The organism is Pseudonocardia halophobica (genome assembly GCF_050948485.1).
Taxonomy (GTDB): Bacteria; Actinomycetota; Actinomycetes; order Mycobacteriales; family Pseudonocardiaceae; genus Pseudonocardia; species Pseudonocardia halophobica.
Window position 1 is genome coordinate 5,993,285 of record NZ_CP192046.1, and the last position, 23,282, is coordinate 6,016,566.

Annotated in this window: 26 protein-coding genes and 1 pseudogene; 23 read left to right on the forward strand and 4 right to left on the reverse strand. The window is 72.4% G+C overall.

Annotation, left to right across the window (positions count from 1 at the left end):
* Positions 1-55: 55 nt before the first annotated feature.
* Positions 56-1,993 (reverse strand): FAD-dependent monooxygenase, encoded by a 1,938-nt coding sequence (locus ACQP04_RS28585; RefSeq protein ID WP_433503632.1) that lies wholly within the window; start codon positions 1,991-1,993, stop codon positions 56-58.
* Positions 1,994-2,072: 79 nt separating this feature from the next.
* Between ACQP04_RS28585 and ACQP04_RS28590 the strand changes: the two genes are divergently transcribed.
* Positions 2,073-2,831 carry an IclR family transcriptional regulator gene (locus ACQP04_RS28590; RefSeq protein WP_433503633.1) on the forward strand — a complete coding sequence of 253 codons (759 nt, stop codon included), beginning with the start codon at positions 2,073-2,075 and terminating at the stop codon, positions 2,829-2,831.
* A 49-nt stretch (positions 2,832-2,880) separates the two neighbouring features.
* Positions 2,881-3,432 (forward strand): nitroreductase family deazaflavin-dependent oxidoreductase, encoded by a 552-nt coding sequence (locus ACQP04_RS28595; protein ID WP_433503634.1) that lies wholly within the window; start codon positions 2,881-2,883, stop codon positions 3,430-3,432.
* A gap of 98 nt (positions 3,433-3,530) precedes the next feature.
* Here ACQP04_RS28595 and ACQP04_RS28600 read toward each other — a convergent pair whose 3' ends face one another.
* Positions 3,531-4,445, reverse strand: coding sequence for a GNAT family N-acetyltransferase (locus tag ACQP04_RS28600; protein WP_433503635.1), 915 nt, complete (start codon positions 4,443-4,445; stop codon positions 3,531-3,533).
* A 599-nt stretch (positions 4,446-5,044) separates the two neighbouring features.
* Here ACQP04_RS28600 and ACQP04_RS28605 point away from each other — a divergent pair.
* The 3 genes from ACQP04_RS28605 to ACQP04_RS28615 all read left to right on the forward strand — a co-directional run bounded on the left by ACQP04_RS28605 (position 5,045) and on the right by ACQP04_RS28615 (position 6,448).
* The gene (locus ACQP04_RS28605; protein ID WP_433503636.1) at positions 5,045-5,650 is read left to right on the forward strand and encodes a hypothetical protein; all 606 of its coding nucleotides are present in this window, start codon (positions 5,045-5,047) and stop codon (positions 5,648-5,650) included.
* Between the two features lie 62 nt (positions 5,651-5,712).
* Positions 5,713-5,895: a hypothetical protein gene (locus ACQP04_RS28610; protein WP_433503637.1), complete on the forward strand. Its 183-nt coding sequence runs from the start codon at positions 5,713-5,715 to the stop codon at positions 5,893-5,895.
* Between the two features lie 136 nt (positions 5,896-6,031).
* Entirely contained in the window at positions 6,032-6,448 is a 417-nt protein-coding gene (locus tag ACQP04_RS28615) for a VOC family protein (protein ID WP_433503638.1), read from the forward strand.
* 33 nt (positions 6,449-6,481) lie between these two features.
* Here the strand turns inward: ACQP04_RS28615 and ACQP04_RS28620 are convergent, their stop codons facing one another.
* The gene (locus tag ACQP04_RS28620; RefSeq protein WP_433503639.1) at positions 6,482-6,976 is read right to left on the reverse strand and encodes a phage holin family protein; all 495 of its coding nucleotides are present in this window, start codon (positions 6,974-6,976) and stop codon (positions 6,482-6,484) included.
* A 500-nt stretch (positions 6,977-7,476) separates the two neighbouring features.
* Between ACQP04_RS28620 and ACQP04_RS28625 the strand changes: the two genes are divergently transcribed.
* On the forward strand, positions 7,477-8,055 hold the full coding sequence (locus ACQP04_RS28625; protein WP_433503640.1) for a GNAT family N-acetyltransferase: 579 nt from the start codon (positions 7,477-7,479) through the stop codon (positions 8,053-8,055).
* 215 nt (positions 8,056-8,270) lie between these two features.
* Here ACQP04_RS28625 and ACQP04_RS28630 read toward each other — a convergent pair whose 3' ends face one another.
* A complete protein-coding gene (locus ACQP04_RS28630; RefSeq protein WP_433503641.1) occupies positions 8,271-9,107 on the reverse strand; it encodes a LysR family transcriptional regulator in 837 nt (278 codons plus the stop codon).
* 108 nt (positions 9,108-9,215) lie between these two features.
* On the opposite strand from ACQP04_RS28630, the gene ACQP04_RS28635 reads away from it, so the two are divergent.
* The 17 genes and pseudogenes from ACQP04_RS28635 (at position 9,216) to ACQP04_RS28715 (ending at position 23,250) form a co-directional block, all read left to right on the forward strand.
* Positions 9,216-9,377 (forward strand): hypothetical protein, encoded by a 162-nt coding sequence (locus ACQP04_RS28635; protein ID WP_433503642.1) that lies wholly within the window; start codon positions 9,216-9,218, stop codon positions 9,375-9,377.
* Between the two features lie 138 nt (positions 9,378-9,515).
* Entirely contained in the window at positions 9,516-10,889 is a 1,374-nt protein-coding gene (locus ACQP04_RS28640) for an NtaA/DmoA family FMN-dependent monooxygenase (RefSeq protein ID WP_433503643.1), read from the forward strand.
* A 19-nt stretch (positions 10,890-10,908) separates the two neighbouring features.
* Positions 10,909-12,441, forward strand: coding sequence for an ABC transporter substrate-binding protein (locus ACQP04_RS28645; protein ID WP_433503644.1), 1,533 nt, complete (start codon positions 10,909-10,911; stop codon positions 12,439-12,441).
* The gene (locus ACQP04_RS28650; RefSeq protein ID WP_433503645.1) at positions 12,438-13,481 is read left to right on the forward strand and encodes an ABC transporter permease; all 1,044 of its coding nucleotides are present in this window, start codon (positions 12,438-12,440) and stop codon (positions 13,479-13,481) included. The genes ACQP04_RS28645 and ACQP04_RS28650 overlap by 4 nt, the downstream gene beginning before the upstream one ends.
* Positions 13,481-14,329, forward strand: coding sequence for an ABC transporter permease (locus ACQP04_RS28655; protein ID WP_433503646.1), 849 nt, complete (start codon positions 13,481-13,483; stop codon positions 14,327-14,329). Before ACQP04_RS28650 ends, ACQP04_RS28655 begins: the two co-directional genes overlap by 1 nt.
* Complete coding sequence (locus ACQP04_RS28660; RefSeq protein ID WP_433503647.1) at positions 14,316-15,134, forward strand: ABC transporter ATP-binding protein; 819 nt, start codon at positions 14,316-14,318, stop codon at positions 15,132-15,134. The genes ACQP04_RS28655 and ACQP04_RS28660 overlap by 14 nt, the downstream gene beginning before the upstream one ends.
* Complete coding sequence (locus ACQP04_RS28665; RefSeq protein WP_433503648.1) at positions 15,127-15,984, forward strand: ABC transporter ATP-binding protein; 858 nt, start codon at positions 15,127-15,129, stop codon at positions 15,982-15,984. The genes ACQP04_RS28660 and ACQP04_RS28665 overlap by 8 nt, the downstream gene beginning before the upstream one ends.
* 11 nt (positions 15,985-15,995) lie before the next feature.
* Complete coding sequence (locus ACQP04_RS28670; protein ID WP_433503649.1) at positions 15,996-16,733, forward strand: alpha/beta hydrolase; 738 nt, start codon at positions 15,996-15,998, stop codon at positions 16,731-16,733.
* A 64-nt stretch (positions 16,734-16,797) separates the two neighbouring features.
* Positions 16,798-16,933: pseudogene (locus ACQP04_RS28675) on the forward strand (DnaB-like helicase C-terminal domain-containing protein); the annotation flags it as partial.
* Between the two features lie 215 nt (positions 16,934-17,148).
* The gene (locus ACQP04_RS28680; protein ID WP_433503650.1) at positions 17,149-18,186 is read left to right on the forward strand and encodes a hypothetical protein; all 1,038 of its coding nucleotides are present in this window, start codon (positions 17,149-17,151) and stop codon (positions 18,184-18,186) included.
* Positions 18,187-18,260: 74 nt separating this feature from the next.
* Positions 18,261-18,563 carry a hypothetical protein gene (locus ACQP04_RS28685; RefSeq protein WP_433503651.1) on the forward strand — a complete coding sequence of 101 codons (303 nt, stop codon included), beginning with the start codon at positions 18,261-18,263 and terminating at the stop codon, positions 18,561-18,563.
* A gap of 927 nt (positions 18,564-19,490) precedes the next feature.
* Positions 19,491-20,735, forward strand: a complete 1,245-nt coding sequence (locus ACQP04_RS28690) for an LLM class flavin-dependent oxidoreductase (RefSeq protein WP_433503652.1) — start codon at positions 19,491-19,493, stop codon at positions 20,733-20,735.
* A gap of 115 nt (positions 20,736-20,850) precedes the next feature.
* Positions 20,851-21,066, forward strand: coding sequence for a dodecin (locus ACQP04_RS28695; protein ID WP_232868789.1), 216 nt, complete (start codon positions 20,851-20,853; stop codon positions 21,064-21,066).
* Between the two features lie 28 nt (positions 21,067-21,094).
* Complete coding sequence (locus ACQP04_RS28700; RefSeq protein ID WP_433503653.1) at positions 21,095-21,619, forward strand: thiamine pyrophosphate-binding protein; 525 nt, start codon at positions 21,095-21,097, stop codon at positions 21,617-21,619.
* Entirely contained in the window at positions 21,606-22,211 is a 606-nt protein-coding gene (locus ACQP04_RS28705; RefSeq protein ID WP_433503654.1) for a thiamine pyrophosphate-dependent enzyme, read from the forward strand. Before ACQP04_RS28700 ends, ACQP04_RS28705 begins: the two co-directional genes overlap by 14 nt.
* Entirely contained in the window at positions 22,193-22,909 is a 717-nt protein-coding gene (locus ACQP04_RS28710; RefSeq protein ID WP_433503655.1) for an EthD domain-containing protein, read from the forward strand. Before ACQP04_RS28705 ends, ACQP04_RS28710 begins: the two co-directional genes overlap by 19 nt.
* A complete protein-coding gene (locus tag ACQP04_RS28715; RefSeq protein WP_433503656.1) occupies positions 22,906-23,250 on the forward strand; it encodes an NIPSNAP family protein in 345 nt (114 codons plus the stop codon). The genes ACQP04_RS28710 and ACQP04_RS28715 overlap by 4 nt, the downstream gene beginning before the upstream one ends.
* The last annotated feature ends 32 nt before the right edge of the window (positions 23,251-23,282 follow it).

Sequence of the window (23,282 nt, forward strand, 5' to 3'; positions counted from 1 at the left end):
ACCGCCACGCTCCGGTGATTCAGCAACGTCTCCCGGCGGCTACTCCCCTCGCCCGTCAGCCCGCCTCGGTGAGCACTCCGGCGAAGAAGGCGTCGAGTCCGGCATGGTCGTCGAGCCCGAGCACGTGGGCGACGTACTGGTCCGGGCGCACCACGACGACGCAGCCCGCGTCGCGGTCGATACCGCGCAGGTCGAAGACGTCCTCGGCGTTCGGGTCGGGGCAGAACGCCTTCTCGTGATCGACGAGGGCGAACCGGCCCTTGCGGGGCAGCAGGACCGCCGGCAGGTCGGTGACCTCCAGGTCGTGGTGGTGCTGCTGGAACACCGCCCGGACGTCGATCACGGAGTCGGGCTCGGCGCGCTCCGGGGTGTACCCGCGCAGGGGCGACGCGACCGAGGCCAGGTGGTCGCAGAGGCGTCGCAACGGGGTGTCCGTCTCGCCGGGGTGCCGCCGGTCGGCGAAGAGGTAGAGGCGCCACGCGCCGTCGGCGCGCGCCACGTGCCCGAGGTGGAGCGGCTTGGCGTCGGCCAGGCGGACCACCGGCGCCGAGTGGAACCGCGTGCCCACCTCGAAGCCCCGCGCGAGGTGCTGGGCCGGCTCCGCCGCGGTGATCATCGACGACGGGTACCGGACGGCGACCCCCGCGGTGAATCGGCCCTGCTCGCGGAAGTAACGCTGGAACTTCTCGGGGTCGGGGTCCCCGCCGGCCGAGCCGGAGGCGGCGCTGAACAGGGCGGCGAACTCGCGGTCGAAGTCGATCAGCTGGTGCGCGACCTGCTGCCGCTCCGCGGAGTAGGTGTGCAGGAGCTCCGGGCGGGCGGTCCCCCGCAGCACGGCGCCGAGCTTCCACCCGAGGTTCCAGGTGTCGGCCATCGACACGTTCATGCCCTGCCCGGCCTTCGCGCTGTGGGTGTGGCAGGCGTCGCCCGCGATGAACACCCGCGGCAGCCGGCCCGGCCCGTCGCCCGGTCCGTCGTCCGGTCCGTCGGGCACGTCGTCGAAACGGGTGCACAGGCGCTGGCCGATCGTGTAGACCGACCACCACCCGACGTCGCGCACGTCGAGCGTGTAGGGGTGCAGGATGCGGTTGGCGACCGCGGTCAGTTTCTCGGGGGTCACGCTGCGCCCGAGCAGCATCTCCTCGTCGCGCACGTTGTCGAGCTCGATGTAGAGCCGCACCAGGTAGCCGCCCTCGCGAGGGATGATCAGGATGCTGCCCTCGCCCACGGACCGGATGGCGCACTTGCGCCGGATGTCGGGGAAGTCGGTGACCGCCAGGACGTCCATCACGCCCCACGACGAGTCGGTCGGGTCGCCGACGAGCTCGCGCCCGAGAGCGGCCCGGGTGCTGCTGCGGGCACCGTCGCACCCGACGACGTAGCGGGCGCGGACCGTGGAGGAAGCGCCGGTCCCCTCGCCGCCGGCGAGGTGCGCGAGGGTGACCGTCACCGGATACTCCGCCGTGCCGCTGGTATCGATCTCGATCCCGCTCAGGTGCAGGCCGTAGTACGGCTCGAGGCGGCGGGGCGAGCGCGCCATGTGGTCGCGCAGGTAGGCGAGCATCCGCGCCTGGTTCACGATCATGTGCGGCATCTCGGACAGCCCGTCCTCGACGTCCGGGATGCGGCCCGTCCTCGTGATCCGCCCGGGGTCGACCGGGTCGGGGCGCCAGAAGCTGACCTCGTTGACCTGGTAGCCCTCGCCGATCAGCCGGTCCGCCAGCCCGAACGCCTCGAACATCTCCACGGTGCGGCAGGCGACGCCGTCGGCCTGCCCCACCTCGAGCGGCCCGTCCCGGCGGTCGACGACGACCGTGTCGATGTCCGGGAAGTTCGCCAGCTGCGCCGCCAGCACGAGCCCGGCCGGACCGCACCCGACGACGAGGACGTCGGCGGTCTCCGGCACCGACGGCGGGCGCTCGGCGGCCGCGGGGTGCGGCGCGGAGACGAACGGGTCCCCCGGCGCGTAGCCGTCGACGTAGAACTGGGCCATCCGGACTCTCCTCGCTCGCCGCGTCCTCTCGCCCCGGACGCTACCGCCGTTCTGCACAGAGCATCGCTACTCTTCTGCTGTGAAGAACAAGCCGGTCTACGGCATCCAGTCGGTGGACCACGCCCTGCACCTCGCGGCGCTGCTGGCGCAGGAGGGGCCGCTACGGCTCAGCGAGGCCGCGGAGCGACTGGGGGTGGCCCGCTCGACCGCGCACCGCCTGCTCGCGATGCTGGTCTACCGCGACTTCGCCGAGCAGCGCGAGGACCGCCGCTACGTCGCCGGCCCGGTGCTGCGGCGGGCCGACGCCCCCGAACCGGTCACCGAGCTGTGCCGCGTCGCGCTGCCGCACCTGCAGGCCCTCACCGAGGCGATCGACGAGACCACGAACCTGATCGTCGTGGTTGGCGACCAGGCGCGGTTCGTGGCATCGGCCGAGGGCCACCAGGCTCTGCGGGTCGGCGACCGGGCCGGACGGGTACTGCCCGCACACCTGGCGTCGGGCGGCCGGACCGTGCTCGCGTCCCTGGACGAGGACCGGGTGCGCGCGCTCTACGAGCGCGCGGGCTCACCCGTCGCCGACGTCGACGCCCTCCTGCGCGACCTGCGCCGGGTCCGCCGGCGGGGCTTCGCGGTCAACGACCAGAAGACCGAGACCGGGGTGACCGCGATCGGTGCCGCGATCCCCGCGCCGACCGCCGGCGGAGTCGCCGCACGTGCGGCCCTGTCGATTGCACTGCCCACGGCGCGCTACCGCCGCGACCGGCTCCCCGAGTGGGTCGCCCGGCTGACCGCCACCGCCGAGCGCATCGCACGCGAGCTGGTCGACGACCGGGCCTGAGGAGTCGGGACCTCGCGCAGGCGTAGCCCGCCGGGAAGCGGTCCGCTTGGTGCCGCGTCGGGGCGGACAGACCCCTATCCTCCGCTCGTCCCTCCCCCGGACCGAGAGGTGGCCCGCTCTGAACGCCCGCCCCGCCCGGCCACCCGCCTGGGTCCGCCTGCTCCTCGGACTGCCGCGACATCTCTACGCGCACGGACTCGGCGGACTCCTCGGCTCACGATTCCTGCAGGTGACGCACACCGGTCGGCACAGTGGCCGCCGGTACGACACCGTCCTCGAGGTCGTGCACCACGACCGTGACACCGGGGAGTACGTGGTCGTGTCCGGTTTCGGGCGGGAGGCGGACTGGTACCGCAACATCCACGCCTCGGGCCCGGTCGCGGTGACCGTCGGCCGGCGGTCCTTCCGCGCCCGGGCCCGCGATCTCGAGCTCGACGAGGCGGTGGTCGTGCTCGGCGGCTACGAGCACCGCAACCGGCTCGTCGCACCCCTCGTGCACCGGGTCCTCTCCGCGCTCGTCGGCTGGACCTACCGCGGGACCCCGGCCCAACGGTGGCGGCTCGCCCGCGAGCTGCCGCTGGTCGGCTTCCGACCGCGCTGACCTCCGGGGGCGCACGACACAGGTGACCAGGCCGGACCGACGCCCGGCCGCGAGCCGGACCAGCCGGACGATCCGCTCGTGGCCGGACGACGACGTCGTCATCTCGAGCTGCCCGCGACGAGCACGACCCGGAAGCCGTCCGGGTCGACGACGGTCACGCCGGCCTCGTCCCAGTACGGGTTGACGCTGCGCACCGGGTCGACGGCGAGCCGGACGCGCACACGGTCGACTGCCGCGTGGTCGGCCAGGTAGAGCACCAGCAGGCTCTCCGGGTGCGCGGTCGGCGGCCGCAGGTGCTCGGTCGCGGTGAACTCCAGATGCGCGCCGGTGCCGGGCAGCTCCAGCATGACGCCGTCGTAGCCGGCGTGGCCCCGGAACCGGTCGATCTCGGGCAGCCCGAGGCCGTCGCGATAGAACGCCACGACCTCGGCGAGCCGACGGGTCTGGCGGGCCACCCGGACCTGCATACCGGGCCGGTCGCTGCGGGGCAGCTCGCGCCTCATGAAGACCCGGGCGTCGACCCGCAGCCCGTGGCGCGCCTCGGCGGCCCGGACCGCCTCCATGCCCGGACTCCACTCGTCCCGAGGAAGATCACGGAAGCCGTTGCGGCGATAGAACGGCCCGTTCCACGGAACATCGCGGAAGGTCGAGAGGGTGATCGCGGCGTATCCGCGCTCCTGCGCCCACTCGCCGACCCGGGTGAGCAGCCGGGACCCCAGCCCTCGCCGGCCGTGCTCGGGCAGCACGTCCATCTCCTCGACATGGGCGACGTGGTCGCGCACCGACACGATCACCATCCCCACCGGCCGGTCCACGCCGTCGGCTGCGACCCACACCTGCCCGTCGCGCAGGAGCCGTGCCAGCTCGTCCAGTGGGAACGACACGTCGAGTGCGTCGTCGACGAGGTCCAGACCGGCGAACATGGTGCCCGCCTCGTCCTCGATCTCGCGCAGCCGGCCGATCTCCGCCGGCCGGGCCGTGCGGATCCGATACTGCGCCCCGGGTTCCGTCATGTGCCGCCCTCCTCCAGCAACCGGTCCCCACGGACCGGCTGCAGGGTCGGAGTCCTCACGACCGGCCGGTGTTACGCACGAGTTCCTGCGTCCCTCGCGCCGGCAGCACGCCTCTGCCGTGTTGCCGAGCCCGTGGTGCCCCCGGATCCGGCTCCTTCGCCCCGTGCCGACGGAGTGGTGCTCGGCAGTCAGGTGCCTGCTGCCTTTCAGGCCTGTCGACACGTCCGCCTTCGATTGCATGCTCAACCACCACCTGCGTAGCGGACCACACGACCCTGACCTGGCGACATCCGGCAGGTCGAGATCTCGCGGTCGAACTGTCGGTCAACGGCAGGTAACGCCGCGTCCGCGGATGCGACCCGACCGCGACGGCCTCGTGCCCTGGGGCCGTCACCCGGTGGCCGGTCCGCGAGAACCCCTTCCACGCGGGCCGGCCGCCCCGGATGTCGGATCCGTGTGCGCCCGGGCCGCCGCGGGTGTCACCACGTTCCTGTGGTGCACGGCACATCAGCAGGGTCTATCGCCTTCTGTCGAAGGCGTGCACTCAAGGGCGACAGTGAGCTGGTCCCACATCGCGGTGGGGCGCGAGGAGGCTCTTGATGTACGCGCGGGTCAACACCATCTTCGGGTCGCGGGCCAAGGTCGGTTCCGGCGTCGCCCGCATCGAGGAGTCCGATCGGAGAGCGGTCGAGGCGGTGGACGGGAACCGGGGCCTGACGACGCTCGTCGACCGGGAGGGCGGCGTCATCGTCGCGGTGTCCTACTGGGACGATCCGCAGCGTTCCTCGGAGGTCGTCCTGACCCGGGCCCGTGAGAGCGCCGCGGTGGCGGCGGGTGGTGAGCTGGTCGCCGAGAGCTTCGAGGTCGTCGGCGCCGAACGACCCGCGGTTCCCGCTCCGGGCGCGGCGGTGCGGATGACCCGTGTGCAGCTCGAGCCGGCGAGGATCGACGCCGGGCTGGCCTTCGTCCGGGACGAGCTCCTGCACCGTATGGTCGCCGGCTCCGGTCTCTGCAGCTCCGAGATGCTCGTCGATCGGGAGAGCGGCAGCCTGTTGCTCGTGACCACCTGGGCGGACGAGGATGCGGCGGACCGCGCGGACGCCCTCCTCGAGGAACTGCCGACGGACGCCGCGGTACGAGCCGGTACGACCGTTCCCCGGTCCGAGTCGTACGTGCTGGTCCGGCAGTCGGCACGCTCCGACTGACCTCCCGCCGCGATCCGCGACAGTGAACGCGCACGTCGTCGCACGGAAGGAGGAAGACGATCGTGATCGAGGAGCTGCGGATACAGATCACGGCGGCCCAGGAGCGCCTCGCCGCCGCCGTCGAAGCCGATCAGCCGTACGAGGCGGCGCGGCACCGCGCGCGCCTGGAGGACCTCATCGAGATGGCTGCCCGGCACGGCATCGATGTCAGCGCCTGGGTGGACCAAGCCCGGCTGCGTGGCTGACCCTCTGCCGGGCGGATCCGTACGACGCATCCCGCCAGGACCACGGGCGACAGGACGACCGTCACCGCGGCGAGGACGCCTCCCGGGCCCGGGACTGACATGCGCTGATCCGACACCGATGGAACAGGGGGACAGAGTGTTGCTCGACGGGGTCAACCACATCGCCTGGATCTCCGAGGACGTCGAACGCCTGGGACGCTTCTACTCCGAGGTCTTCGACGCCGAGGTCGGCGCGACCCGCCCGCACGGCGAGGACGGTCGCGAGACGATGACCGTCATCCGCATCGGCCCCCACACCGAGCTGAACATCTTCGTCATCCCCGGGAACACCGAGGCCCGGCGCCAGACACCGATGTGGGGCCGCGGCCGTATCGATCACGTCGGCCTCCAGGCGGCCTCACCCGAGGCGTTCGCGACGATCCGCCGGCGACTCGTCGACGCCGGCGCGAGCGACGGCACCGTCAACGACTTCGGTCGGGTCCACAGCCTCTTCTTCCGCGACCCGGACGGGCTCGAGGGCGAGGTGCTGGTCGCCAAGGACTCGACGGGATAGGGCGAGGACGCTCCTCGGCCGGCCCGGGGTCGCTCAGCCCGGCATCACCTCGCGGATCTCCTCGCGCAGCTCGTCGAGGGCCCGCTCCGGAACGAACGGCAGCGCGCGTCGGACCTCCGCGAGCCCCATCACGGCGAGCACCCCGGCGGCCGCGGCGAGAACGACCGTCACGACCGCGGCCGCCATCGTCGGGGGGAGAACCTTCTCCAGCATCCGCATGATCAGCACAGTGGACGTGCCGGCGGCCAGGGCCCCGAGCACCACGGCGGCGCCGAGGAACAGCACCCCCTCGAAGGCAGTACGCGCCTTGCCGGCCAACTCCTCCTGCGCGGTGCGCCGCTCGTGCTGGAGCAGCTCGCGCATCTCGTCGACGAAGCCGCGGATCGCCTCGGTGTTGGAGCCCGCGGTGCGCAGCTCCTGCTGGAACAGCTCGCGCACGTCGTCGACGACGCCGCGGATCGCCTCGGTGCCGGAGTTCTCGGCTCCGGAGCCCGTAGGTCGATCAGAACCTGCGGCTGTGCGGCCCACCGATCCGGACGGTCGTGACGTCGGCATGAGAATCTCCTCGGTCCTTGCGTCGGCGGGTCCCGGCCGGGCCGTGCACGGACGCGCATGAAGGTACCCGCCTCGGCCGCCGGCGAACCCGGTCATCGCCGCTCCGCTGCATACGGGTTCGCGTAGTCCTGCAGGTGCGTGACCTTGCCGTCCCGGCGGGTGATGAACCAGATGTAGTCCAGAGCCACGGGTGCTCCGTCGAGGCGCCTGTGGTGACCGGTGGCCCGCACGACGGTGTCGTCGCCGGCCTGGAGGGTCTGCACACAGACCTGGGGCCACCTCGCGCTCGGCGGCAGACAGGAGAACCTGACGACCTGATCGAGGATCCGTACGTCTGTCGTGCGCGCTCGGTCGATCGGGGGACAGCAGGACCCTCCAACCAAGGGCCCGGTCGACCGACGGTGCGAGCGGGCGGTCACGCCCACCCTTCAGCCCGCGGGGAAATGCCCCGGGAATCAAGGAGGGAACCTTCGATGGACGCTGCCACCACCGCCACTGCCGACAACACCGCGATCAGCCACGATGCCGAGCCCGCTACCGGTGTTGGCGACCTCGTCCGCATCCGTGAGCTCGGCCGCGGCGACGGCGACGTCGTCGACGTGGTCTTCGCCGGACTGTCCCCACACAGCCGCTATCTGCGCTTCCAAGCCCCGATCGCCGAGCTCTCGGCAGCCACCCGCCGCAGCTTGACCGCGCTCGACGGCCGTACTCACGTCGCGCTCGCGGCCTTCGTCCAGGACTGTCCGATCGGCATCGTGCGGATCATGGACCTCGAGGACGGGCGCGGGGAGCTCGCCGTCGAGGTCGTGGATCGCTGGCAGGGCTGTGCCGTCGGCACCCGGCTGCTGCAGGCCGCCCGGAACAGGGCTGCCGAACTGGGTTACCGCGAGCTCGTCGGCGAGATGCTCGTGGTGAACGCGGCCGCTTACGCAGCCGTGCGCCGCGCCTTCCCCGTCACGCAGGTGCGTCGCCATGGTTCGGAGCTGACGATGTCGATGGCCGTCGAGGGCGAGCCTGCGGCGGCGAGCCCCACGCAGGGACTCGTCGCGTAGGAAGACCCGCCGTTCGGTCCGCGCCGACCGACCGCCACGTCCGAGGCGGTCCGCCGGCGAAGGCAACCCTTCAGAAGCCGTTCCCGACACCACAGGCCCAGCTCGCGTCACTCCACGAGCTGGGCCGCTTCCCGTACCGAGAAGCCCGACCGCTGTCTGCGGCTCCTGCCCTGTGGATGTGTTCGGACATTTGCTGCCCCGACCGAAAGGACCGGTCAATCGATCAGCGCCGTTCCGACGGCGGTGGCGACGCCCGCGAGCGTCTCGGCGGGCATCCCGACACGGCAGCGGACGGACATCGGCAGGGCGGGGACGGGTGGTAGGTCGTCGCGGCGGACCAGGCCCTCGGGGGTGGTGTCCATGGTCGCGAGCAGGGCGACCCCCAGCCCGGCGCGGGCGGCCGCGAGCACCCCGGCGAGGTAGGCGGCCTCGCAGGCCACGGTGACCGGACGCGCCGCCGCGGCGAGGGTGGTCAGGGCACGGTCGCGCACGGCGCAGGGTTCGTCGAGCGCGACGAGCGGGAGCGCGCCCTCCGGTGGCCGCCACCCCGGCGCGGCGAACCAGCGCAGGTCGAGTTCGCCTGCGTCGGCGGACCGGTCGTCCACGGCCTCGCCCATGACCAGCGCCAGGTCCAGGTCACCGCGGTCCAGCGCGGCGCGCAGGTTCACGCCGCGATCGAGGCGGAAGCGCACGTTGCCCCCGAGCACCCCGGTCAGGCGCGGGAGCAGCAGGTCCGCGGCGTGCTCGGTGGAGCCGAGGGTCAGCGATGTCGGAGCCGGGGCCGAGAGCCGGGCGAGCACCTGGTCGTGCAGCGCGAGCATCCGGCGTGCCTCGGGCTGCAGCACCTCCCCGGCGGCGGTGAGCCGCGATGCCCGTCCCACCTTGCGGAACAGGGTCTGGCCGCAGGCGGCCTCCAACCGCCGGACGTGGTGACTCACGGTCGGCTGACTGACGTGCAGGACCTCGGCGGCGCGATGGAAGCCGCCGTGGTCGCAGACCGCGACGAAGCTCCGCAGCGCGACGACGTCGAGCGTCCGGTTCGGGGCGGTCACGGCATGAGTCACCGCGCCAGTGCAGCACGACCGATAGAGCTTCTCTATCAACTGTGATCGGATTCCCGAGTTGGACGTTCCGCGCAGCGGAGTGTCACGATCCCTGGCGTGACGACGGACGAGCAGTGCGTGGCGAACCCCTGCGCGGGTGGCGTCCCTGCCGTCGTGATCACCTTCCGTGTCGGGGCCCCCGGCCTGACGCGCCGGCTCGCGGTCGACCTCGGCCGCACCTCGACCGCGACGTGTCGTCGCGGGCCGTTCTGCGTCTGATCGCAGACCCGCTCCACCCCTCGGCCCCGCCGTGCTCCGCGGCGGACGGCTCTGATCCGCGCGCCCGCCGCCCGTCGTCCCCGCCTCACGAGGACCCGGTCGGTCCGTGCGCGCTCCACCGTGTGAGAGGACCGACCCATGGGTCGACAGTTGAAGCTCGGCGCCGTGTTGATGGGCGCCGGTGGTCCCGGCCAGCACGACGTCTGGCGTCATCCCGAGATCCCGGGGGACGCCAGCGTCGACATCCGCTGGTACATCGCCCGCGCCCGGCAGGCCGAGGACGCGTTGTTCGACCTGGTGTTCATCGTGGACAGCCAGTTCATCACGCCGGACTCGCCGCCCCACTACCTGAACCGGCTCGAGCCGCTGACCCTGCTGTCCGCGGTGGCGGTGTCCACCACGCACATCGGGCTGGTCGGCACGCTCACCACCAGCTACAACACTCCGTTCAACCTCGCCCGGCGGCTCGCCTCGCTGGACCTGATCAGCGGCGGTCGCGCCGGCTGGAACGTGGTGGCCACCGGGGATGGCGGCACCGCCGCCAACTACAGCCGCGACGAGCACTACGACTATCCCTCCCGCTACGGCCGCGCGCTGGAGTCCGTGCAGGTCTGCCAGGGGTTGTGGAACTCCTACGAGGAGGACGCGTTCCCGCGCGACCCGGAGACCGGCGTGTTCGTGGACCCGACCCGCCAGCACCGGCTCGACCACGTCGGCGAGCACTTCCACGTCCGTGGCCCGCTGAACATCGTCCGGTCGCCGCAGGGCCAGCCGGTGATCTTCCAGGCCGGTGACTCCGACGAGGGCCGTGACCTGGGGGCGGCCGTCGGCGAGGGGATCTTCACCCACTCCGCGACGGTCGAGCAGGGGGTGGCGTTCGCCCGGGACATCCGCAGCCGGGCGCGGGCCAAGGGCCGCAACCCCGACGAGATCGTGATCATGCCGGGGATCACCCCGGTCATCGCGGACACCGACGCCGAGGCCCGGGCGATCGAGCAGGACACCCGCCTGAACAAGGACTTCGCGAAGACCCTGGCGCAGTTCGGCCGCCCGTTCGGCTGGCACGACTTCAGCCGCTACGACCTCGACGCCCCGTTCCCGGAGCTCGGTGATCTCGGCAACGACAGCTTCCGGACGCAGGCGGACCGGATCAAGCAGGTCGCGCGCGCGGAGGGCCTCACGCTGCGCGAGACCGTGCACCGGTTCAGCACCTCGACGCCGGCGCCGTTCGTCGGGTCCCCGGCGACGGTGGCGGACCGGATCCAGGAGTGGTTCGAGGCCGGTGCCCTGGACGGGCTGAACGTCCACGTGACCGTGCCGAGCGAGTTCGCCCGCTTCACCGGCGAGGTCCTGCCGATCCTGCGCGACCGCGGGGTGGTCCGGTCCTCCTACGAGGCCACCACCCTGCGCGGCAACCTCGGGCTACCGATCCCCCGCAACACCCATGCCGTCGCGCGAGAGCGCGCAGAGAACACAGCGCGCGAGCGGGCCTCCGTTCGCGTCCCCGCCTGATCCCGGAGACCCACACCCCATGTCCCGCCTCATCCGGCTCGCTGCCGCCCTCGCCGTCCTGGTCGTCACCCTGGCCGGCTGCGCGGGCGCGAACGCCGGCGCCTCCTCGCAGACCCTCAAGTGGGGCTTCAACCTGCCCACCAGCTGGGATCCGGTCACGTCCAGCACCGGCAACGACATCAACACGATCAGCCTCGTCTACGCGTCGCTGACCCAGCTCGACGAGAAGGGGACGGCCGGGCCCGGCCTGGCCGAGTCCTGGACCTACAACGCGGACGGCACCGCGGTGACGTTCGTGCTGCGGCCCGGGCTGACGTTCACCGACGGCACCCCGCTCGACGCCGACGCCGTCCGGCAGAGCCTGCTCCGCGGCAAGACGCAGGAGAACTCGCTGCTCAAGGACCAGCTGGCGACGATCTCCGGCGTCACCGCCGACGACCCGACGCACGTCACGCTGCACCTCGTCGCGCCGGACTACCAGGTCCCGAACCTGTTGGCGGGCAAGACCGGCGCGATCGTCAGCCCGGCCGCATTCACGAAGGATCCCGGCGCGATCCCGACCGCGCCGGTCGGAGCCGGCCCGTTCAAGTTCGAGAGCTTCGTCCCCGAGTCCAAGGCCACCCTGGTCAAGAACCCTGACTACTGGGACGCGGGCGACGTCGAGATCGAGCGCCTCGAGCTCACGGCCGGGACCGACCCGACCTCCGTCATCGCCGCGGTGCAGTCCGGCGCGCTGGACGTCGCCACGATCACGGGCAGGCAGGTCGAACAGGCCAAGGCGGCCGGCCTGGAGGTCGACGTCGTCGACTCGTTCACCGTCAACCAGGTCGACGTGCACTCCGGGCTGGCACCGCTGACCGACCGCCGCGTCGTCGACGCCCTCAAGTACGCCGTCGATCGGCAGGCGATCCTCGACGTCACCAACGGGGGCATCGGGAACGTCACGTACCAGCCGTTCCCGCAGGGCTACGTCGCCTACAACAAGGCCCTGGACCAGGCGTACGCCTACGACCCGGCGAAGGCGAAGTCGATGCTCGCGGCAGCGGGCTACGCGCCGGGCAGCCTCTCCCTCACCGTCACCGTGAACTCCGTTGCGCAGTCCACCGCCGAGCTTGTCCAGCAGCAGCTGCAGGCCGTCGGGGTGAACGCCACGATCAAGGTCGTGCCGCCGGGCTCGTCGACCTGGCAGCAGGAGGTCTACCTGGGCCGCAAGGCGCAGTTCGCCCTCGACGGCACCGTCGGGCGCGAGTCGCCGGTGCAGAACCTGGGCGTGGTCTACGGGCCGCAGGGGCTGATGAACACCTCGAAGGAGGCGTCGCCGGAGTTCCTCGCCGCGCTCGACGAGGTCCGCAGGACGCCGCTTTACGACCCGCGCTACCCCGAGGTCCTGCAGAACGCCGTCAAGCTCGGCGTCGAGATGTCCCCCAGCTTCTCGCTGGGCACCAGCCCGCGGATCGCCGTGCGCAACCCGCGCGTCTCGCCCCTGCCGCACTTCCTCTCGCAGTACCGCTGGGAGGGCGTGACGGTGGCCGCGCCCGGGAGCCGGGCATGACGGCTCAGCTGACCGAACCGCTCACCGCCGAGCCGACCCTCACGACCTCGGTCGCGCCGCAGGCACCGGTGCGCCGGCGGCCGGGTCTCGCTCTCCTCGCCCGGCTCGGCCGGACGCTGGCCGTGACCGTCCCGGTGTTCCTGCTCGCCACCCTGGTGACCTTCCTGCTCGGCGCGTTCAGCGGGCTGAGCCCGGCCGGGCAGCTGCTCGGGGACGCCGCCACGCCGGAGGACGTGGCCCGGGTGAACGCCCAGCTCGGCCTCGACAGGCCCGTGCTCGTGCAGTACGTCGGCTGGCTCGGCCACGTCGTCCGCGGGGACCTCGGTACCTCCTGGCTCAACGGCGTCGGTGTGGCCGAGCAGATCGGCCAGCGACTCGAGGTCTCCCTGTCGGTCGCCGGATTCGCCCTGGTCATCGGCATCGTCGTCGGCACTGCGCTCGCTGTGCTCGCCGCCGTGCGCCAGGGCAGCTGGGTCGACCGGGCCGTGACCGCCTTCTGCACACTGATCTCCACCCTGCCCCCGTTCGTCGTGTCGATCGGGCTGATCGTGGTGTTCTGCGTGCTCATCCCGCTGTTCCCGTCGGCCGGCTACGTCTCGCCGACGGAGGACCCGAGCGCGTGGCTCACCCTGATCACGCTGCCCGCGATCGCGCTCTCGCTGGACGCGGTGTCCGACATCGCCCGCCAGCTCCGCACGGGGCTCGTGGCCGCACAGCGGGAGAACTACGTCGTCGGGCTGGTCGTCCGCGGGCTCCCGCCGCGGCGGATCCTGTTGCGGCACGTGCTGCGCAACGGCTCGGGGCCCGCCCTGTCCGTCCTCGGTCTGCGCGTCCCGATGCTGATCGGCGGGGCCGTGGTCACCGAGAGCATCTTCGGGATGGCCGGGTTCGGCCGGTTCGCCGCGGACGGCGCCGTCCGCGGGGACGTCCCGGTCGTGCAGGGCACGCTGGTCGTGGCGATCGTCGTCGTGCTGCTGTTCAACCTGCTGGTCAACGCCGCGCTCGTCCGGCTGCGGCCCGCCGCACAGCGGGGGTCGTGATGAGGGCCGTGCTGCGCCACCGCATCGGCGCCGTGTCCGTGACGTTCCTGGTGCTCATGGCCCTCCTCGCGGTGTTCGGCCCGCTGCTCGCGCCGTACGACCCGCTGCAGCAGAACCAGGACGCCCTGCTGCAGGGCCCCTCTGCACAGCACCTGCTCGGAACCGACAACCTCGGGCGCGACGAGCTGTCCCGGCTGCTCGCGGGGGCGCGGCTGTCGCTGCTCGCGGCGCTGGAGGCGGTCGTCGTCGGGCTGGTGCTCGGCACGGTTCCGGGCCTGCTGTCGGTCTACCTCGGGCGCGCGTTCGAGTGGACGACGCTGCGGGTCATGGACGCGTTCGTGACGCTGCCGTTCCTCGTCTTCGCCGTCGCCATGACCGCGCTGCTGGGCAACGGGCTGACCCAGGCGATGCTCGCCGTCGGGATCCTCGTGTCGCCGGCGTTCTACCGGGTCACCCGGGCCGCGGCGTTCCCGGTGGCGGGCTCGCAGTACGTCGAGGCCGCCCGGCTGACCGGAGCGCCCGCCTGGTTCGTGCTGCGCCGCCACGTCTGGCCCAAGGTGCTGCCCGCCGTCGCCGTGACCACCGCGGCGACGCTGGGCAGCAGCCTGGTCATCGTGTCCTCGCTGACCTTCCTGGGGATCGGGATCCGGCCACCGGAGCCCACCTGGGGCGGGATGCTGGCCACCTCGCTGGAGTACCTGTTCCAGCGGCCGACGGCGCCGTTGGCCCCCGCCCTGATGGTGATCCTCACCGTCGGGGCCTGCAACGGGCTGGCCGACACGCTCCGGGACGTGACCGGGGTGTCGGCACGATCGTCGCGGAAGGAGAAGGCCCGTGCCGCTGCTTGAGGTCCGGAACCTCACCATCAGCCTCGATCCGGGGCACCTCGATCAGCCGCTGGTCTCCGGCGTCGATCTCACGCTGTACCGCGGCGGCACCCTCGGCATCGTCGGGGAGTCCGGCAGCGGCAAGTCGCTGACCTGCCGCTCCGTGCTCGGCATCCTTCCGCCTGAGCTGCACACCGGCCCGGACACCTCGATTCGGTTCGACGGCGTCGAGATCACCGAACTGGACACCGCGGGCTGGCTGCCCTACCGCGCCGACCGCATCGGCGCGGTCTTCCAGGACCCCGGCTCGTACCTCGACCCCTCCGTTCCCGTCGGGCGCCAGCTCGCCGAGGTGCTGCGGGTCCGCGGCGGCCTGCGCAAGCGGGAAGCCCGCGACCGGGCCGTCGAGCTGTTCACCGAGGTCGGGCTGCGTGAGCCCGGCCGAGTCGCCGGCCAGTACCCGTTCGAACTGTCCGGCGGCATGCTGCAGCGGGTCCTGATCGCCATCGCGATCTGCCGGGACCCGGACCTGCTGATCGCCGACGAGGCGACCACCGCGCTCGACGTCACCGTCCAGGCCGAGGTGCTCGACCTGCTCGCCGACCTGCGGGAACGGCACGGCCTCGCGCTCGTGCTCGTCTCCCACGACCTCGCCGTCGTCGCGCAGGTGTGCGAGGAGGTGGTGGTCATGCGCTCCGGGCGGATCGTCGAGCGCGGCACGGCCGCGCAGGTCCTGCGCGCACCACAGCACGAGTACACCCGCTCGCTCGTCGAGGCGCATTCCCGCTTCGGCATCGAGCACGTCCGGGAGGCCCACCGTGTCTGACCTGGTGAACGTCCGGGACCTCGCCGTGTCGCTCGGCCGCGGGCGGGCCCGTCGGGAGATCCTGCACGGGGTCGATCTCACCGTCCGGCCCGGCGAGATCGTCGGGCTGATCGGCGAGACCGGGTCCGGGAAGACCACGCTGGCCCGCAGCCTGCTCGGGCTGAACCGCATCGACCGCGGCACCGTCTCGGTCACCGGGACGGACGTCGGCGGCCTCCGCGGCGGAGCCCTGCGGGCGTTCCGGCGCGCCGGCTCCGTGCAGTACGTCTTCCAGGACCCGCTGCAGAGCCTGGACCCCGACCTGCCCCTCGGCCGCTCCGTCGGAGAGGCCCTCGAGGTGCGCGGATCGTCGCAGATCGCGGACCGCGTCGCCGAGGCGCTGGCGCGGGTCGGGCTCGATCCCGCACTCGCGGCCCGGCGCCCCGCCGAGGTGTCCGGCGGCCAGCGCCAACGCGCCGCGATCGCCCGCGCGATGATCACCGCGCCGCGCCTGCTGATCTGCGACGAGCCGGTCAGCGCGCTGGACGCGAGCAGCCGCACCGCAGTCCTGGAGCTGCTCCTGCGGCTGCGGGACACCGGCCGGGGGACGGCAGCCGGCGAAGCCGGTGGGGTGGGTGGGCACCGCGTGGGACAGCTCTTCATCTCCCACGACCTCGGATCCGTCGCCGGCGTGACCGACCGGATCGCCGTGCTCTTCCACGGCCGCATCGTCGAGGCGGGGGCCACCGCGCAGGTCATCGGCGATCCCACTCATCCCTACACCCGGCTGCTCGTCGGCTCCGCCCCGACGCTCGACGGCGCCGGACTCGACCGCGCCACCCGGGCCGCCCTGCGTGCCCAGCTCGTCTGAGAGGAACAACCATGACCGTCTCCCCCGCCGCGGTGCCCGTCGTCGCCTCCTGGCGCGAGCCCGAGGCCGTGGCCACGCGCGGCACCGTGCTCGTCGTCCCCGGTCGCGGTGAGCACGCCGGCGTCTACGAGCGCTTCGGGCGCCGGATCGCAGCCGACGGCTACCGGGTCTGGGCTGTCGCCGACCCGACGACCGATTCCGGCCGCACCGAGCACCAGGTCCGGGCGCTGCTGGAGTCCGGACCGGACTCCGACACCGGCCCGCACCCGCGCGTCCTGGTCGGCTCGGACGCCGGCGCGCTCTTCGCCGCCGGGCTCGCGGCCGACCTGCCCGGCGTGGCCGGGCTCGTCCTGGCCGGTCTCCCGCTGGGCCGAGGCCCCGCACCCGAGGACGAGATCACGGGGCGCACCGCCTGCCCGGTCCACCAGGCCCGGCTCCGCGGCGACGACGGTGTGCGGCACGGCGCCCTGGACACCCCACCGCCCGCCGAGTGGATCGCCCGGGCGGACCCGGCGCGCGTCCGCGTCCCGGTGCTGGGACTGCACGGGGAGGCGGACACGATCGCCCCGCTCGACGACGTCCGCGACTGGTACTCCGGCCTGGACGACGTCGAGCTGGTCACCGTGTCGGGCGGACGGCACGACGCGCTCAACGATGCCACCCACCGCAGTGCCGCAGCAGTCCTCGTCCTGTTCCTGGAGCGACTCCGCGCCGGCGTCCCCGCCCTCACACGTCGGGAGGTGCTCTGACCGTCGGCCGAGGAGCACCGCGCCCGCGATGGGTATTGACGGCACTCGGGTGTCGTCGAGATGCCTGTCGGAGATCTCCGAGGCGCTGTTCATGGACGACTCGCCGAACCTCACGCTGATGAAGATCCGGGCCGAGGCGCGGCGGCTCGAGCAGCGCAAGGACCTGAAGCTGACCATCCTCGACCACCTGCAGCTGGTGCTGGCCCGCCCCGGCGCACGGCGTGCCCGCGCTCTCACATGGAGCGGCGAGGTTGATCGTGGTTCAGGCCGGACGGGCCCGAGCGACGCGTCGGTCGATCGGGGGACAGCAGGACCCTCCGGCCAGGGGTCCGGTCGACCGACGGTGCGGGCGCCCCGTGACGCCCACCCTTGAGTGACCGGGGAGATGCCCCGGGAACCGAGGAGGAAAGATCCGATGGACGCAGCCACAACCCGCACCGACGACAGCACCATGACCACCGTCGATGCCGAGCTCGACGCCGCCACTACCGCTGCGGGCTCCCTCACTCTCATGGCCGACCAGAGCACGGGTGAGCCCACCCGCAGCGGGGACGTCTTCGGGCACGAGCAGCGGGAGCACCGCGACGCACGGAATCGCGAGCGGGCGGAACAGCGCGAGCGCCAGCACCGGGAGCGGGAGCGCGAGGAGCACCGCCAGCGCGACCACCGCGAGCGCGAGCGTGAAGAGCGCCGGGAGGAGCGCGAGCGCAAGGAGCACCGGGAGGAGCGCGAGCACCGCGAGCGGGAGGAGCACCGCGAGCGGGAGGAGCACCGGGACCGCGAGGGCGGGTACCGCCGGCGCGAGGAGGGCCGCGGGCGCGAGGAGGGCCGCGGGCGCGAGGAGCACCGCGGACGGGACGAGCACCGGGACCGCGAGGACGGGTACCGCCGGCGCGAGGAGGGCCGTGCGCGCGACGAGCACCGCGAGGGGTACCGGGACGAGCACCGCGGGCGCGAGGAGGGCCGCGGGCGCGAGGAGTACCGCGGACGGGACGAGCACGGCGGGCGCGAGGAGGGTCGCGGGCGCGAGGAGCACCGCGAGGGGTACCGGGACGAGCACCGCGGGCGCGAGGAGGGCCGCGGGCGCGAGGAGTACCGGAACCGTGAGGACCACCGCGAGGGATACCGGGACGAGCACCACGACCGCGGGGAGCGGGGCCGGCACTTCGAGGGCACCCGGCGTGACGGCGACGAACACCGCAACCGTGACAACTACCGCGACCGGGGCCGCGACGAGCACCGCGACCGGGACCGGGGCGAGCAGCGGGACCGGACCGAGCACCGCGACGATCGCCGCGACGACCAGCACCGCGACGACCAGCACCGGTACGAGCACCAGGACGTCCGCTTCGAGCACGTCGACCGCTACGACCAGATCCGGACCGAGGACCACGGTCACGAGGAGCACCGCGTCATGGAGGGGTCGCACGACCACGGGACCGAGCACGTCTGATCGGTGACCCGGGAGGCGCGGTTCACGACCGCGCCTCCCGGTCGGCCGGGGGTCGGCGGCCTGGCGGGGGAAGCGTGATCCAGCAGCAGGGACCGAGCGCCGCGGTGCGCTACACCCGCGAGACCGTGCACCTGGCGATCGAGGGCGCCGACCCCTACCGCCGGGACGATCTCGTCGAGCGGCTCCGCGGCGCCCAGGACCTGCAGTCCGGATCCGGCGTCACCGTCTTCGTCGTCGAGGGCGCCGGTTGGTTGGCCGGCGACCCGTGTCCGCTGACGCGCCGCCGTCGGGTTACCGCGACCACGGCCTCTTCCTGGTCGAGAAGGCGTGGCGGGAACGCAGCCGCAGCGGCCATCTCATCTGCCGGTCCCGAATGATCAGTACCGACACGCCCGTCACCGCGGTGCACGATGTCGAGGCCCTGGCCGCCGAGGTCCTGACGGCAGTACCGCGTCCGGACGGCGCACGTCGACCAGACAGCGGCTCGTCCGCTTGGGGCCCGGCGCCCGTTGATCTGATGGATGATACGGACCCGCACGGCGCGGCCTCACGACGAGCGTCGGGACCCGCCGACACGGTCTCGAACAGCTCGTACCGCTTCTTCGTCACAGGGTCGATGCCGGCGTGGACGCGAACCCGCAGAGCGCCACTCGACAGCTTCTCGATCATGCCCGTCCCACGACGCGTCCTGACGCCCGGTCGCCCTGCCATGGAACGGAACTCAGATTGGTTCGTTCCACATCTCGTTCCACGCGGCACGGGGCCGCAGGTGAGGCGACCAGCGTTCGTGCTGGTCAAACGTGGAGCGGGCGACGGGAATCGAACCCGCTCAGCCAGTATGGAAGGCAACGGATCCACGTCCGCCACCGCTCCCACCGGCAACAACACTCTCCGCAGAGCATGCTCAGGTGTCTATCTGCTCGCCGTGATCGTGGCGCAGCTTTGCGCGCACGTCCCGAGCTGGCTCCGCGGCGGCGTGCTCGAGGTCAAATTCGTCGCCCCCGTAACTGGGGGCACTCCGTTCACGGGGCAGATCACCGAGGCTGCTGCGGGGACGAGCGAGGAGCCCGGAACGTGGGCGCTCGTGGGGAGAACGCCGGCCGGTCCGGCTGTGGTCGGCACTGCGCGGGTGGCCCGGCCTGAGCAGCGAGCCGCTGCTCCGATAGTCCGTGCGGGAGGGGCGGTCGCGTGGGGCAAATTGGGACACGAACGACAGCCGTTCCCGAGGTTCGATCTACACGTCAGCAACCCAACCGCCCTCGGACCGGCGTGCCGCCGGTCCAGCACACCCAGGGAGCCCGACGGTGAAGTTCCAGCTGTTCATGCTGCCGACGATCCCGGCGACGTTGGAGGAGCGTGCCGCCAAGCGCCCGATCGGTCGGGACGTCGACGCCTTCCAAGCGATGATCGCCGAGGTCCGCGAACTCGCGGTCTTCGCCGACCAGGCGGGTTTCGACGTGTTCTCGACCACGGAGCACCACTTCCACTCCGAGGGGTTCGAGGCGTCGGTCCAGCCGATGATGCTCTACGCCGACCTGGCTGCCCGGACCGAGAACATCGCCTTCGCGCCGCTGTCCCTGGTGCTGCCCGCCAACGACCCGCTTCGGGTGGCCGAGCAGGTCGCCTACCTCGACCACCTGACCGCGGGCCGGGTGTACGGCGGCTACGCACGCGGCTACCAGGACCGCTGGGTGAACGTCTTCGGTCAGCACATCCCGGTCAAGGGCACCCCGATGGACGGCAGCCCCGACGACAAGCACAACCGCGCGGTGCACGAGGAGTACCTCGAGCTGATCTACAAGGCGTGGACGGACGACCTGCTGACCTTCGACGGCGAGTTCTACAAGGTGCCGCCCAAGGAGGGCATCACCCGGTGGCCGGCCGCCGAGTGGACCCGCCAGTACGGGCACCCGGACGAGATCGACGAGAACGGCCACATCCGTGGAATCTCGGTGATCCCGAAGCCGTACCAGCAGCCCTATCCCCCGGCGTTCCAGCCGTTCTCGGTGTCCGAGTCGACGATGGTGCACACCGCGCAGCACGGCGTGATGCCGATCATCCTCGTGGCGGAGCCCGGGCAATTCACGCACCTGGCCAAGCTGTACCAGTCCTCGGCTGCCGACGCGGGTCGCGATCTCAAGCTCGGTGAGAACATCGGGGCGTTCCGTGCGGTGGCCTTCGGTGAGGACCGGCAACAGGCCTGGAGCCTGATGGAGCGGACGAACTACTACGGGTTCCAGATCTACTTCTCCGGGTTCGGGTTCTGGGAGGCGCTGCGCCTGCCCGGCGACGAGCAGACGTACCCGAAGGGTTCGGCGCTGCTGCCGCCGGAGGAATGGACGATGGAGCGGTTCACCAAGACCAAGTACGGCCTGGCGGGCACTGTCGACGACATCAAGCGCGACATCGAGGACCTGGCGACGATCCACGGCAACGGCGGCGAGCTCGAGTGGTTCTCCTGGTTCTTCGACCAGGGCCTGATGCCGATCGACGAGGCCAAGCGGCAGCTCGAGCTCTTCGCCGAGCACATCATCCCCGAGTTCCGTTAGACGACCGGCCCGGGGCGAGGGGCGTGGCGGCAGGCGGGGACGCCGCGCCCACCGCCTTCCCGGGGCAGCGCCGGCCGCACAGCCGTGGACGTCCGCCGAGATCGAAGGAGCGCATGTGTCCGAGCACATCTACCGCGTCATCGAGATAGTCGGGTCCTCACCCCGGTCGGTGGACGAGGCCATCCACAACGGGATCGCCCGCGCCGCGCAGACCGTGCACGGTCTCGACTGGTTCGAGGTCACGCAGATCCGAGGGCACCTCGCCGAGGGGGCCGTCGATCACGTCCAGGTCGGGCTCAAGGTCGGGTTCCGGCTGGACGAGGCGCAGTAGGCCGCGCCGTGCGGAGGCGGACGACGACGTGAGCGGGAGCCTCGCCTGGGCGGCTGCGGTGGGCGACGCGCTCGCCGACGGCGGCGTGGACGTCGCGGCGCACCTGCCGGACTCGCGGCTGCAGGGCGTGCTCACGCAGCTGTCCGAACGCGGGGTGGCGATGCGCTGCCTCACACGGGAGGAGGAGTGCGTCGGCTACGCGGCGGGCCGCGCGCTCGCAGGTGGCCGACCGGTGGTGCTCATGCAGTGCTCCGGTCTGGGCAACAGCCTCAACGCCCTGGGCTCGCTCGTCGTGCCCTACGGCATCGGGCTGCCCCTGGTCCTGTCGATGCGGGGGACCCTCGGCGAGGCCAACCCGGCGCAGGTGCCGATCGGGCTGGCCACTCCCGCGCTGCTCGCCGCGCTCGGCATCCCCGTCTACCCGCTCCGGGACCCGCACGGCGGGGACGCGGCCTCGACCGTGGGCGGGGTCCTCACGCTGGCCCAGCGAGCCGGGCGTACCGCCGCGGTGGCACTCGAGCCGGAACTGGGCGGTGGCCGTGGAGCCCACTGACGTGGCGGCGGTCGTGCTGGGCACAGATCCGCATGCTCTGGTGGTCGCCGCGCTCGGCACGGCGACGTCGGCGCTGCGGCTCGCGTCCGACGACGGCCCCCACCTGTATCTCGGCGGCGCGATGGGGTCGGCGCTCGCCACCGCCCTCGGGGTTGCGGAGGCGGTGCCCGAGCGCGCCGTCGTCGCCCTGCTCGGGGACGGCGAACTGCTGATGAGCGCCAACGGGCTCTGGTCCGTCGCCGCGTACCGGCCGGCGAACCTCGTCGCCGTGGTGCTGACCGACGGGCACTACTCGATCACCGGCGGGCAGCCGTTGCCCGTCGACCCCCGCTTCTCCGACGTGGCGGGCGCCCTTCCCGGCCTCGCCGCCACCCGCGTGGCGGACGGCGGGAACCTGCGCGACGCGCTGCTGGGGCTGCCCCGCCCGGCGCTGGTCGAGGCCGTCGTCCGGACCGGCAGCCGGCCCGGCCCGTCGCCGTTCGTCGATCCCGGCACGGTCCGGGCGCGATTCACCGCCGCGCTCCGCGCAATGGACGGCGCCGACCGGCCGGACACAGGACAGGAGGTCCCCACGTGCACAGCGGACCGGTGAAGGTCGTCATACTCGGCCGCCGTGCCTCGGGACTGCCGCTCGAACGGTTCCGGACCTGGGCGGCCGAGGAGCTCGCCCGAGGGCTCGCCGAGCTGGAGGGTGCGACTCGTCAGGCCCAGTCGCTCACCCTGCTCGGCGGCTATCGCCGCGGCGACCCGATCTACGACGTCGTCCACGAGCTGTGGTTCCCCGATGAAGCGGTGGCCCGGCGCGCCAGCGCCTCCCCGGCGTTCACCGCGCTGACCGGCGACCGCACGCTCGACCCGGCCTCGCTGGCCGTCCTGCACGTCGAGGAGCACGTCGTCAAGGACCTCGGCAAGCCCGCCGGCGGAGTCAAGAGCATCGAGTTCGTGACCCGCCGGGCGGATCTGCCGTGCCCGGAGTTCCGCCGCTACTGGCGGGAGGTGCACGGCCCCCTGGCCGCCACGATCGCGCCGATCCAGAGGTACGTGCAGAGCCACTGCCTGCCCTCGTGCTACACGACCGCGGACGATGCGCCTCGCTGGGACGGGCTGGCGACGACCTGGTTCCAGGACGTTGCGGCGATGCGCCGATCCGCGCCCCTGCCCGAGTACCGTGCGACCCGCGAGGACGAGCCACGCTTCCTCGCGCCCGGACACCTGCCGTTCCTCATCACGACCGAGACCGTCACCGTCGACCCGCCGATGTCCCCGTCGGCACCGGGAGCGTCACGATGATCTACGAGCTGCGCGAGTACACCGCCGTGCCCGGACGCCTGCCGGCGCTGGTCGAGCGGTTCAACTCCGCCACCTGCCGGATCTTCCGCAAGCACGGCATGGAGCTGGTGTTCCTCAGCCGCACCGAGGTCGGGGACGACTCGAAGAATGAGATCGTCTACGTGCTGCGCTTCGACTCCTACGACGACCTGCAGAGCAAGTGGGCGGCCTTCTTCGCCGACCCCGAGTGGAAGACCGTGGCCGCGGCTAGCGAGGAGGCCGGTCCGCTCGTCGCACGGGTTCGTCGGCGCCTGCTCACGACCGCGGACTTCGCGGGCGTCGAGTCCGGGCCCGTGGGGTGACCGGCACCAGCGCCCGCCCGCCGGAGAGTCCG